12 protein-coding genes are annotated in these 12,408 nt (G+C 63.5%); 8 read left to right on the forward strand and 4 right to left on the reverse strand.

Features of this window, described 5'->3' with window-relative positions; all coding sequences use genetic code 11:
- Positions 1–144 precede the first annotated feature (144 nt).
- The gene (locus F3H95_RS09545) at positions 145–1,044 is read left to right on the forward strand and encodes a transporter (RefSeq protein WP_143124144.1); all 900 of its coding nucleotides are present in this window, start codon (positions 145–147) and stop codon (positions 1,042–1,044) included.
- A gap of 92 nt (positions 1,045–1,136) precedes the next feature.
- On the opposite strand, the gene F3H95_RS09550 is transcribed toward F3H95_RS09545, so the two are convergent.
- Genes F3H95_RS09550 through F3H95_RS09560 form a run of 3 tightly spaced genes read right to left on the reverse strand, consistent with a single transcriptional unit; the run spans position 1,137 to position 4,244 of the window.
- A complete protein-coding gene (locus tag F3H95_RS09550; RefSeq protein WP_149745768.1) occupies positions 1,137–2,249 on the reverse strand; it encodes a D-TA family PLP-dependent enzyme in 1,113 nt (370 codons plus the stop codon).
- Between the two features lies 1 nt (position 2,250).
- Complete coding sequence (locus F3H95_RS09555) at positions 2,251–3,720, reverse strand: M81 family metallopeptidase (protein WP_149745769.1); 1,470 nt, start codon at positions 3,718–3,720, stop codon at positions 2,251–2,253.
- 38 nt (positions 3,721–3,758) lie between these two features.
- Positions 3,759–4,244: a hypothetical protein gene (locus tag F3H95_RS09560; RefSeq protein WP_149745770.1), complete on the reverse strand. Its 486-nt coding sequence runs from the start codon at positions 4,242–4,244 to the stop codon at positions 3,759–3,761.
- A 109-nt stretch (positions 4,245–4,353) separates the two neighbouring features.
- On the opposite strand from F3H95_RS09560, the gene F3H95_RS09565 reads away from it, so the two are divergent.
- The 7 genes from F3H95_RS09565 to F3H95_RS09595 are packed head-to-tail and all read left to right on the forward strand — an operon-like array spanning position 4,354 to position 11,861.
- Positions 4,354–4,740 carry a RidA family protein gene (locus F3H95_RS09565; protein ID WP_143124148.1) on the forward strand — a complete coding sequence of 129 codons (387 nt, stop codon included), beginning with the start codon at positions 4,354–4,356 and terminating at the stop codon, positions 4,738–4,740.
- 12 nt (positions 4,741–4,752) lie between these two features.
- Positions 4,753–5,616, forward strand: coding sequence for a MurR/RpiR family transcriptional regulator (locus F3H95_RS09570; RefSeq protein WP_149745771.1), 864 nt, complete (start codon positions 4,753–4,755; stop codon positions 5,614–5,616).
- Positions 5,617–5,618: 2 nt separating this feature from the next.
- Positions 5,619–6,395: an SDR family oxidoreductase gene (locus F3H95_RS09575; RefSeq protein WP_149745772.1), complete on the forward strand. Its 777-nt coding sequence runs from the start codon at positions 5,619–5,621 to the stop codon at positions 6,393–6,395.
- A gap of 35 nt (positions 6,396–6,430) precedes the next feature.
- A complete protein-coding gene (locus F3H95_RS09580) occupies positions 6,431–8,356 on the forward strand; it encodes a family 20 glycosylhydrolase (protein WP_149745773.1) in 1,926 nt (641 codons plus the stop codon).
- 19 nt (positions 8,357–8,375) lie between these two features.
- A complete protein-coding gene (locus F3H95_RS09585; protein ID WP_149745941.1) occupies positions 8,376–9,818 on the forward strand; it encodes a M81 family metallopeptidase in 1,443 nt (480 codons plus the stop codon).
- 43 nt (positions 9,819–9,861) lie between these two features.
- Positions 9,862–11,070 (forward strand): MFS transporter, encoded by a 1,209-nt coding sequence (locus F3H95_RS09590; RefSeq protein WP_149745774.1) that lies wholly within the window; start codon positions 9,862–9,864, stop codon positions 11,068–11,070.
- A 26-nt stretch (positions 11,071–11,096) separates the two neighbouring features.
- Positions 11,097–11,861: a copper homeostasis protein CutC gene (locus F3H95_RS09595; protein WP_149745775.1), complete on the forward strand. Its 765-nt coding sequence runs from the start codon at positions 11,097–11,099 to the stop codon at positions 11,859–11,861.
- Here the strand turns inward: F3H95_RS09595 and F3H95_RS09600 are convergent.
- Positions 11,855–12,325 (reverse strand): Lrp/AsnC family transcriptional regulator, encoded by a 471-nt coding sequence (locus tag F3H95_RS09600; RefSeq protein WP_143124154.1) that lies wholly within the window; start codon positions 12,323–12,325, stop codon positions 11,855–11,857. The two genes, F3H95_RS09595 and F3H95_RS09600, sit on opposite strands and share 7 nt — an antisense overlap.
- Positions 12,326–12,408 lie beyond the last annotated feature (83 nt).

The following is a 12,408-nucleotide window of genomic DNA, read 5'->3' on the forward strand; positions in this document are numbered from 1 at the left end:
AATAACGGGCTTGCCGCTGCTGGCGGTGGCATGTGCTTTCCTTTGCCTTCCATCCGTCCGCACCGGCGATGAGCGGGGACGCAGGGGCTTTGCGGCTGGATCCACCGATGGTGGTGTCTCAGCCGTGTTCTTGAGGAGGATGGAATGAGCTTACGTAATGCTTTGAAATGTCTGCTGCTTGGCACCGGGCTTGCGGGAATGTGGCTGTGTGGCGCACAGGCGGCCGAAAACGGCAACACCCAATACTCGCCGGGCGCGCCGCAGTTCTTTGCCGGTGGAATTCCTCCCTTCCCCGGTCTGTATTTCCTGTCTCAGACCAGCTATTTCACAGCCGATCGAACCAATGATTCCGACGGTGACCGTATACCGATCGATTTCAAGGTCCGTGCCGCGGCCGAGACGTTGCGCTTCCTCTATGTGAGTGACGTCAAGGTCGGCGATGCCCAATTGTGGGGCCAGCTGGTGGTTCCGCTCGTGCACCTCGATCTTTCGCTCCCCTTCGGCGAGGACAAATCAACCGCTCTTGCCGACATTTCCTCCTCGATTGGCCTTGTCTGGCATCCGGACCAGAAGCAGGCGTTTATCGTGGGGGTCGATGTGGCTATGCCAACCGGCCAGTATGATACCTCCGACATTGCCAATATCGGAGTGAACCACTGGTCTTTCCAGCCCACGATCGGCTATCATTACACAGACCCCCAGGGGCTTGAGATCGGGACAACAGCGCGCCTGATCTTCAATACGAAGAACACCGATACGGACTACCGCTCGGGCACCGAACTGGTCATCGACTATGCTGTCGGCTGGAATTTCGGACCCTGGCGCCTCGGCGCGGTGGGCTATTATCTGCAGCAGTTGACGGATGATACCGGTCCGGGCGCCGCTGCCGACGGGCACCGCGGCAGGGGTTTTGCGATTGGCCCTTCCGTCACCTACACCTTCAACCCGGGCCTGCAGGTGAGCGCCTCGTGGCAGCACGATCTTGTCGCTGAAAATCGGGCCCAGGGCGATACGGTCTGGGTAAACTTCGCGACCAAGTTCTGACGGCGGGAAACACGCAAGAAACGCGCACGCGGCCTGTCGTGGTCGCGCGCGCTTTGCTGTGTCTGAAGTTCAGCCGTTACCGTTATCCATCGTCACCACACCAGTCCGCGGGCGGCGATCTCCTCGACGCGGGTTACCACACCGTTGCGGTGGAAGGTCATCACATCGAAGAGGTTGGAGACGACGCAGGTGTGGTTCGGTATGATGCGGATGCGTTCGCCGATCTCCGGGCGGATGCCCTCCACCTTCGACAGATCCACGGTCGCATGCTCCTCCGAGAGGCCGGTGATGATGGCGTCTGGATAATCGATGATATGGCCGTAATCGGCAAAGCCCAGAAGGTCCGAGGTCAGCGCCTTCGAGCCGGCGTCAAGAATGGCGCGCTCGGGCGTCGGGCGTGACACGACGGTTGCCAGGATATGCATGGCGCAGTCATCCAGCGTGCAATGGCCGGCGCGCGCCATCGAGCGGTCATTGTAGATATAGGTGCCGGCGCGGTGCTCGGTGGCGGACGGCACGAGATGGGCGGAGAACAGGCTTGGCGTGCCGCCGTTCGAGCGGATGCGGCAGTCGATGCCGTCTGCGGCCAGGTAGGCCATGGCAGCAATGAAGAAGTGTTCGACCGCCGCTTCCGTGTTGGCCTTCGGATAGGTCATCAGTCCGCCGAAGCGGAGACTGCGGCTGGCCGCGATGCCGCGCGCCAGGGCTGCCGCCTCGTCCGGCGTCTGCACACCGCAGCGTCCGCCGCCGGTATCGCATTCCACCAGCACGGTCAGCGGCTTGCGGCCGGTGAAATAGGCGGCAAGGCCGGTCACCGTCACAATGCTGTCCGCAACCACCTTCAGGCCTGAAATCCGCTCGTTCAGCGCGGCAAGCCGCGCCAGCTTCTGTTCGCCGAGGATGTTGAAGGTGATGAGGATGTCCTCGAACCCTGCATCGGCAAAGACTTCCGCCTCGGTGATCTTCTGGCAGTTGATGCCGGCTGCACCGGCCTCCACCTGCTGGCGGGCAAGCGCCGGGATCTTGTGCGTCTTGATGTGCGGGCGGAACGCAAGCTTGTGGCTGTCCATGTAGGACTGCACGCGCGCGATATTGGCCGCGAGCTTGTCCTCGTCGATGACCGGCAGCGGCGTCGAGAGCGTGTGCAGGCCATCCCCCGGCTTCGGGCGCGGCAGGTCGAGGGAGGAAGGTGTGGAAAGATCCATGTCAGGCGGCCTCGGTTCCATGCGGGTCGGCCGTCATCGGCCAGATGTCGCGGCGCACGCGCCGGTAGGGGTTCGTCGCCGGATTGTTGGGATAGGGCGTCCCGGCCGAGCAGTAAAGGATCTCGGAGGCGATCTTGGAAAAGGCGGCGTAGAAATGGTTGGTCGATTTGATGACCAGTATATGCCGGGTTAACGGGTCGAGATCGAGGGCGGTGAACAGCGACGGATCGTAGCTCTGTACCCTGACCGAGCTCAGGATGATGTCGATGCCGTTCAGATGGACGTGTGCTGCGTCGCCGAAGGGGGCGATGCTGTCACCGAAGCGCATCTCGGCATTCGGCTTCAGTTTGACGACCTTGACGATTCCGTCCACCGGGTTGCCGGTGCCAGGTGCCGATTTCGCCCCGAACCGCAGGGGAATTTCGGCCCCCTCGCCCGCCGCCATGCAGATCTGCACGGCGATCGGGTCCCAGATCATGCCGATCGCGACATTTTTCGCGCCGCGGGCCAGAAGTTCCTCGAGGATCACGGTGGCATCGCCCGCTGTGCCGCCGCCCGGATTGTCCCACATGTCGGCAATCACGACCGGCCCCTTCGGATTGGCAAGGGCCTGCGAAACGGCCTGCTTTTCATCGATCGACGGCATCATGAAGGTGCCGCGCTTGGCAAACAGATCGAGACCGAGGTTTCGGGCCAGTTGTTCGCCCTTTTCCCGCTGGCCATTGGTGACCGCGATGGTCTTGGTGCCCATCTCCGGCACATCGCCCGCCATGAAGCCGTGGATGACCGAAAGCGACAGCACGTCGGCATCGCTGCGCTCGATCTCCATCAGCCGGTCGACGAAGGAGCGCATCGGTTCGCGCGAGGTGGGGAACACATCGATCATCCGGCAATCGAAGACGGACATCACGGGTGTGACGCGGCCTTCGAGGGTATCGACGGCAATGCGCCACAGATCCTCGGCCCGGTCCACGAAATCCGTGTGCGGAAACTCCTTGAAGACGACAAAGAAATTCACGGCCGCCACGCGCTTCGCCGTCAGGTGGCTGTGCGGATCGAGTTCCGCGCAGACGAGAATATCCGGCCCGACGATCTCGCGCACCCGGCTCAGCAGATCGCCTTCCGGGTCGAGATAACCATCCGCCACCATGGCACCATGCAGGCCAAGCACCACCGCATCGACCGGCAGCGCGGCTTTCAGCTGGTCGAGGATCTCGTCGCGCAGGCCTTCATAGGCCTGCCGGTTGATGAGGCCGGCGGGATCCGCCCAGGCAGCCGTGCCTTCGATCAGCGTCCAGCCCTTCTCGGCACAGACCTTGCGACCGACGGTGATCGGCGCCGTGCAGAGCGTAGGCGTTGCCGGATGCTGACCGGGCGGCGCGTAGAGCGATTCCTCGAAGGCGCGGCGATCGATGCAGATGGGCGCGAAGGTGTTGGTTTCCGTGGCAAGGGCAGCGGTGAAGATGCGCACGCGGTGTTGCTTTCGTTGCAGGACGAAGAAAGGTTGGATCAGCCCATCGGGTTCGGCAGATAGCCGGTAAAGCCAGAAATCTTCCAGCGCCCTTCGTGCAGGCGGCAGTAATAAAGGGTCTGCCAGCGCATCACGTCCAGCGTCCCATCGGTCTTGCGGATGCCGCCGTCGAACTTCTTGCGCACCAGCGCCGTCTCGCCCTCGACCTCGATCACTTCCAGCGTGGTGGTGGAGAAGATTGCCTGACGCGGATCCTCGCCATAGGTCTGGCCGCGGAAGTCTTCGGCCTGCCGCAGCCATTCGTCGCGATAGGCGGCGAGATTCGGAAAGGCCAGACGCCAGTTGTCCGGATTCGGATCGCGATTGCCCGAAATGCCGAGAAAGCCCTCTTCCACGAAATCGTCCGCCACCATCGACCAGTCGGCGGCCAGAAAGGCATCGATATCGCGGGGCACCAGCATCTCCCAGATGGCGTGGCGGGCGGTGTCGCTTTCAGGGAAGGGATTGCGGAAGGGATCGCGCATGGCTGGCCTTTTTCTAAATTCTTTTCATGATCTCAGAAAAACTCTGGTCAAAATCCCGCGATTATGGTCCAGTGTCAACGATTGAAGAAAATAATTTCCATGAGGTCTCATGTCGATCAAGCGTTATGGAGCCGAGAAGGCCGGTGCCGGTGGTCAGCGTCTTCCCTTTGCCAGAGCGGTCGAGGCCGATGGCTGGCTGCATGTGTCGGGTCAGGTCGCCATGCAAGATGGCGAGATCATTTCCGGCGGCATCGTGGAACAGAGCCACAAGGCGATCGAGAATCTGATCGCCATCCTGCACGAGGCGGGTTACGGCGTCGAGCATGTGGTGCGTTGTGGCGTGTGGCTGGACGACCCGCGCGATTTCTGGAGCTTCAACAAGATCTACCAGGGCTACTTCGGCGAGCATCCGCCGGCACGCGCCTGCGTGCAGGCCAGCATGATGGTGGATTGCAAGGTGGAAATCGACTGCATCGCGTACAAACCGAAAGCCTGAGCGGGCACGCCGATGGATATCTTCGCCACGCTTCAGGAAGAGCGCAGCCAGTTTTCCCCTTCCGAGCAGCGGATCGCGGACCTGCTGCTCGGCGATTTCGATTTCGCGGTGAATGCCTCGATCATCGAGCTGGCGGAGCGGGCGGAAGTGTCGCCGCCCACGGTCACGCGCTTTTGCCGGCGTCTGGGGTGCCAGAGCTTTGCCGATTTCAAGGTGCGCCTCGCCAAGACCGCCTTTGTCGGCGTGCGCTACCTCAATCCGGAAGCCAAGAGTACGGAGCCCGCCGATGTGGCGGAGGATGTGATCACCAAGGCGCAGAACGCGCTCTTCCTGATCCACCGGGCGCTCGACCCCGTCCTGCTGGAAAAGGCGGCCGACCGTCTGTCGCGGGCGGAGATGATCTATGCCTTCGGTTCCGGCGGCAATTCCTCGATGATCGCCACCGAAATCCAGAACCGCTTCTTCCGGCTGGGCTCGCGGGTCACCGCCAGCAACGATCACAACATGCAACTGATGTTCACGGCGGCGGCCCATTCCAACGATGTGCTGATCGGTTCGTCCTTTTCTGGCCGCAACCACGAACTCGTCCGTTGCTTCCGGCTGGCGAGCGACAATGGCATCAGTACGATTGCGCTCACCCAGAGCGGCAGTCCGGTCGCCGAGGCGGCGGAAACCGTGATCGGGATCGACCTGCCGGAAGGCGACAACATCTATCGCCCCACCTCTACGCGTTTTGCCTTCCTGGCTGTGGTGGATGTTCTGGCGAGCCTTGTCGCCTATCGCAACCGCAAGCGCTCCACCGTCACGCTTCGGCATATCAAGCAGCAACTGGTCGAGCACCGGGATGGTGACGACCGGCAGATTCTCGGAGATTGATCATGTCCCGTTCCGTTGCTGTCGTCACCGGCGCCGCCGGCGATATTGGCCGCGCCATTGCGCTCAGGCTCGCCGATGCGCATGACATGGTGGCGCTCGTCGATATCGACGAGGAGGCGCTCGCAAAGGCGCAAGCTCGGCTGGGCGCGCCCGAACGTTTCGCAGCCCTCCCCTGCGACGTGACGAATGAGGCGAGCGTGGCGGCGATGGCAAGACGCGTGGCGGCGCTCGGTGACGTCAAGACACTCGTCAACAATGCTGGCGCGGCGCGTGCGGTATCCCTGCACGACACCACGGCGGAGATCTGGCGCAAGGATGCAGCGCTGAACGTCGAAGCGGCCTTTCTGACCTTCCGTGCGCTGGAAGAGCCGCTGAAGAAGACGTCCGGTTCCGTCGTCAACATCGCGTCCGTCAACGGCATGGCCGTGTTCGGCCATCCGGCCTATAGCACCGCCAAGGCGGGGCTGATCCATCTCACGCGGCTGGTCGCTGTGGAATATGGCAAATACGGCATCCGCTCGAATGCGGTTGCGCCCGGCACGGTGCGCACGCAGGCCTGGGAGGCGCGTGCTGCCGCCAACCCGCAGGTGTTCGAGGAAGCCAAGCGCTGGTACGCGCTGCGCCGCATCGCGACTGCCGAGGACGTGGCCAATGCCGTCTTCTTCCTGGCGAGCGAACAGGCTGCCGCCATCACCGGCACCTGCCTGCCCGTCGATTGCGGCCTGACGGCCGGACAGACGGAGCTTGCCCGCACCTTCTCGCAATCCGAACACTACTGAGCCATCCAGCCATAAAGAGCCGAAGGGGAACCACCATGGCCGATGCTGTTTTTCGTCTTGAAAATTCCTGGGAGCCGGTGGAGGGCGATCCCTGCGGTCGCTTCGTCTTCACCCTCGTCAACCTGTCCGGAAACGCGATCAGCGGTTTCAAGCTCGCCTATACCTCGCTGACGCGCATCAAGGATTCGGAAGAGGCCCGCTGTGAGAATGCGGTCTTCCTGCGCCGCAACGCCAATTTCCACCAGTACCAGCCGGCAGACGGTTTCGTTCTCGCTCCCGGCGAAGGCTGGCGCTTTACGGTGGCGCCGCTCTGGCGCCCGGCGCGCCACCGCACGGACGGCGCGAAATCCGCTTATCTGACGCTTGCGGATGGCACCCACGTGCCGGTCAGCGTCGACGATACGCTGCTCTGCGGCCGTCCGGCCGAACCCGCACCAGTGCTGATGCCGAAGGGGGAGGCCAGGGAGCCTTTCTCGCTGCTGCCCTGGCCGGTTTCGGCAAACCTGGTGGCTGGCGACACCGTTCCGGTGGCGCTTTATCCGGCAGACGGCGCGACGCTTTCGGAAAAGCAGGCGCTTTTTGCCGTTGGCAGCCTCTATCGCCGGCTGTTCCAGATCGGTCACCAGCCCTTTTCGCTGGTGCCGGCGCATGCGGGCAAGGCCATTCGGTTCGCCGAAGACAAGAGCCTCGTCGCGGAGGGCTTTACCCTGTCCTTCGGCGAGGAAATTGTGCTCTCCTATGGCGATGCGGCCGGTCGCCAGTATGGCCTGACCGCACTTGCCCATCTGCTGCATGGTGCGCGGCTTGATCCCAAAACCTTTCGTTTCCCTGCCTCGGGCAGCATTGCCGATCATCCGCGCTATAGCTGGCGCGGCTGCCATCTCGATGTGTCCCGCCAGTTCTACCCGGCGGCGGACATCGCCCGCCTCATCGACATCATGGCGTGGATGCGCCTCAACATCTTCCACTGGCACCTGAGCGATGACGAGGCCTGGCGGCTGGAGATCAAGGCCTATCCGACGCTGACCACGCTCGGCGTGCTGCGCGGCCCGGACGAGCCGATGCTGCCGCAACTCGGCAACGGCGCGGAGCCTGTCGGCGGTTTCTATACGCAGGAGGATGTGAAGGCGATCGTGGCGCATGCAGCCGCCCTCCATGTGGAGATCGTGCCGGAAGTCGATATTCCCGGTCACAGCACGGCCATGCTGGTGGCGCTGCCGGAGCTTGTCGACGGTCAGGAAGCGCCGGACAGCTATCGTTCCGTGCAGGGCTATCCGAACAATGCGCTGAACCCCGCAATCGACCTGACCTATCAGGTTCTCGGCAAGGTGTTCGATGAAATGGTGGCGCTTTTCCCCTCTAAGCTTATCCATATCGGCGGCGACGAAGTGGCGGCCAACACCTGGATGGCCTCGCCGCTGGCTCGCAAGCTGATGGAACAGGAAGGCATCGAGGGCACCTTCGGTCTGCAGAGCTATTTCATGAAGCGCATCCAGGCCATGCTGGCCGAGCGCGGCCGCAAGCTGGCCGGCTGGGACGAGGTGTCCCATGGCGGCGGCGTCGATCCCGACGGTACGCTGCTGATGGCCTGGCAGAAGCCGGAGGTCGGTGTCGAACTTGCAAAGCAGGGCTATGACGTGGTCATGACCCCCGGCCAGGCCTATTATCTCGACATGGTGCAGGACGAGGCCTTCCAGGAGCCCGGCGCCAGCTGGGCTGGCACGGTGCCGCCAAAGCACAGCTACACCTACGAGGCGGTCGGTGAGTTTCCGGAAGAGCTGAAGCCGCGCATGCGCGGCGTGCAGGCCTGCATCTGGTCCGAGCATTTCCTCAACCGCGATTACTTCAACCATCTCGTCTTCCCGCGTCTCGGTGCGATCGCCGAGGCGGCCTGGACGCCGAAGGACAACAAGGACTGGATGCGGTTTGCCGCGATCAGCCCGCTGATGCCGAAGCTTTGAGGAAAGACCCACCATGACCCTGCGTATTGCTGTCGGCGGAATCCACACCGAATGCTCCACCTCCTCGCCCGTGCTGATGCAGCCGGAGGATTTTCGCGTGCTGCGCGGCCAGCATCTGCTGGACGCCGAATACTTCAACTTTCTCGATGCAGAGAGCATCGTGCATCTGCCGCTGCTGCATGCGCGGGCCGTGCCGGGCGGCCCGGTGGCGCGCCACACCTACGAGGCCTTCAAGGCGGAGTTCCTGGCCCTGCTGCAGGACAGTCTGCCGCTTGATGGTCTCTATCTCGCCATGCATGGCGCGATGAATGTGGAAGGCATGGACGATGCCGAGGGCGACTGGATTTCGGCGGCCCGCGCCATCGTCGGTCCGGATGTGCCGGTGGCGGCGAGCTATGACCTGCATGGCAACGTGACGCAGAAGATCATCGACCAGCTGGATATCTTCGCGGCCTATCGCACCGCGCCGCATATCGATGTGCGAGAAACCATGGTGCGCGCCTGGTCGATGCTGGTGAAAACGCTGAAGACGGGGCAGCGTCCGGGCGTTACCTGGGCGCCCGTCCCGGTTCTGCTTCCGGGCGAGCGCACCTCGACGGAGGACGAGCCGGCGAAAGGCCTTTATGGGAAACTGCCTGAACATGACGCCATCGAGGGCATCTGGGATGCCAATCTGATGGTCGGCTATGTCTGGGCCGACGAGCCGCGCGGCACGGCCTGCGCTGTGGTGACGGCAACCGACAAGGCGGCTGCGAAGGCGGCCGCCGAGGCCATTGCCCAATCCTATTGGGAGGCCCGCGCGGACTTCCGCTTCGGCCCGGTCACCGCACCGCTGGATGAGGTTCTGCAGATTGCCGAGCAGACGCTGACCCGCCCGGTCATCCTCGCCGATTCCGGCGATAACCCGACCGGCGGCGGGGTAGGCGACCGTGCGGATGTGCTGAAGGCGCTGATCGCGCGTGGCTTCGACGGCGCCGTGATCGGCGGCATCACCGACAAACCGGCCGTTGTCGCCTGCTTCGATGCCGGCCTCGGCGCCCGGTTGACGCTGAAGATTGGCGCCTCGCTCGATCCGGCGAGCCCGAGCGTGGAAACCGAGGTGGAGGTTGTACGCCTCGACGATCCGGGCGTCGATGCGGAACGGCAGGCCGTCGTGCGGATCGGCGGCATTACGCTGATCCTCGCCTCGCGCCGCAGGCCCTATCACAATATTGCGGATTTCACCCGCCATGGCATCGACCCGAAGATGGTGCGGCTGCTGGTCGTAAAGTCAGGCTATCTCTCGCCGGAACTGGCGCCGATCGCCAATCCGAACCTGATGGCGCTGACGGATGGCGTGATCAACCAGGACATCGAACGGTTGGTCAACCGGCGCCGCAGGAAGCCAAGCTATCCCTTTGAGACGGATTTCGAATTCACGGCCGAAGCCGCCTTCTCGGCCCGTTGGACAGACGAGACGTGATGGCCGGAATGCAGCCATCTTTGCATGACACCGGGAGGGCCGCATGAGCGGCTCTCTTCGCGCATCGCTGGCCGATCCCTCGCTCCGGATCTCGGCGCTCGCCATCTTCCTGTTCGGCACCACGGGGGCGGCCACGTCGCCCTACCAGTCGCTGATCGGCATCCAGGAACTGGGCCTCAGCAATTCAGCCTATGCGGCGCTGATGTTCGCGGCGGCCGTGATCAACGTCACCGCCAGCGTGATGATGGGCATCGTGGCCGACCGGATGGGCGATTACCGGCGCTCGATCGTCATCGTCTCCGGCTTCGGCGTGGCAGGTTTCGGCATTGTCTATCTCGCGGCGAGCGCGCCGGCCTTCGTGATGTCGAAGCTGTTGCTGGTGCCGATTTTCGGGGCGCTGAATTCGCTGATCTTCGCCAATGTGCGCGCCAGTTCGCAAGGCCTGTCGGCGGCGCGGCTGGTGGCGATCAATTCCACCATGCGTGCCACCATCTCGCTCTCCTGGGTGCTGATGCCGGGGCTGGTCGGCATCATGCTGGCGGGGGCAAGTTCCATGCTGCCGGCCTATCTGGTTGCGACGCTTGCAGCGCTCGCCTGCCTGCTGATCACCGCCGTCTGGCTGCCGGCCGCGCCGCCACGGACGAAGACCGGCGGGGAGGAACGTTACCGCTTTCTCGCGTCGCTATCCGAAATCATCGAACCTCGCGTGGCGCTTCGCGTGTTGGCCATCGCACTGATCTGCTCCATGCTGCATGTCAGCGATGCCGTGCGCCCGCTGATCGTCACCGGTCAGGCTGGCGGCACGGTCAGCGATCTCGGCATCATCGTCGGCATCGTCGCGGCACTGGAGATCGTCTTCATCCTTGTCTGGGGCAGAGCGGAGCGTATCCTGAAGCCGGTGCCCGCGCTGGCGCTGGGCGCCGGGCTCTACACAGTCTATCTGGTGCTGCAAGGTCTTGCGACCGAAGTCTGGCACGTCTACGCCCAGACGCTGCTGAGTGGCATCGCGGCGGCGGCCATCATCAGCCTGCCGATCACCTATCTGCAGGATCTGATCGCCGACAGGCCCGGCCTTGGCAGTTCGCTGATTGCCGTCAATATCTTTCTGAGCGCCGGTCTCAGTGCGCTGATTTTTGCGATCGGCACGCGTCTCGGCAGCTATGCCATGGTGTCGATCCTCGGTGCGCTCGTCGGATGCGCCGGGATTGCGCTGCTCTTTCTTCTCGATGGCCGCAAGGTGCGTCAGGCATGATCATGCAACACAGGAGCCCATTGCGCATGCACGCCAAGCCCGTTCTCGAAATCTGCGTCGACAATGCCGAGGGGCTGTTTGCCGCCATCGAAGGCGGGGCTGACCGGATCGAGCTCTGTGCCGCGCTCTCCGTCGGCGGGTTGACGCCGCCGCGTGGCTTCATGGCGCTGGCCGGTCGCCAGTCAATCCCGGTCTATGCCATGATCCGCCCGCGCTCCGGTGGCTTCGTCTTCTCGCCGGAAGAGGTGGAGATGATGAAGTCTGACATCGATGCGGCGCGCGCCACCGGCCTTGCCGGCGTGGTGCTGGGTGCCAGCCTGCCGGACGGGCGCCTGGACACGGCAACGCTGGCCGTGCTTTGCCGTCATGCGACGGGCCTTGATCTCACCCTGCACCGGGCCTTCGACGTAACGCCCGACAAGCGCGAGGCGCTCGAAGCGGCAGTCGCTCTCGGCTTTTCCCGGATCCTCACTTCTGGCGGCCGCCCGACGGCGCTGGAAGGGATCGATCTGCTGGCGGAGTTGGTGGAGCGGGCCGGCGAGCGGATCTCCATCATGCCGGGCGCGGGTGTGCGGCCGCAGAGCGCCCCTGCCCTGCTGGAGCGGCTGGCGGTGCACGAACTGCATGCCTCCTGCTCCGCCCGCTATGCCGAGGACGATCAGCAACTGGTTGAGCTGAGCTTCGCCGCGCGCGAGATGCTGCGGACGGATGCCACATCGGTGCGGGCGCTAAAGGCGCTACTGGCGCAATCGGTCTCCGGCCGCCGCAGCCGGTCAGCGGCGCTTCATTGAGAATGCCGGCGTCCGCGTGCCGTGAGCGCGTTGCGGATCGAGAAGCTGGAATGGATGCGCGTGACACCCGGCAGCTTTGACAGGATATTGGTATGGATCGCCTCGAATTCTTTGGGGCTTTCCACCTCGACGCGGAGAAAATAATCCCAGTCGCCGGTCATCAGGTAGCATTCGCGGATTTCCGGATGCTTGCGCACGGCATCCTCGAAGCGGTTCAGATAATCTTCCGTCTGCCGGTCCAGCGTGATGTTGATCATCACCGCAATCGTACTGCCTTCCTCGGCAGAGCCGATCAGCGCGGTGTAACCACGGATGACGCCGCTTTCCTCCATCAGCCGGATGCGCCGCAGGCAGGCGGACGGCGACAGCCCCACATGCTCGGCCATTTGCGCGCTGCTCATGCGTGCATCGAGCCTCAGCAGCCGAATGATGTTGCGATCGATGGCGTCCAGTGTCGCGGCCATGCTTGTTTCCCGAATGAAGGCGCAAATTCCGTGACGGAATTGAGCATGTTCGCGCGTTTCGAGCAATATCTGCAAAAAACATG

Source organism: Rhizobium sp. RU35A, from assembly GCF_900156005.1.
Lineage (GTDB): Bacteria > Pseudomonadota > Alphaproteobacteria > Rhizobiales > Rhizobiaceae > Neorhizobium > Neorhizobium straminoryzae.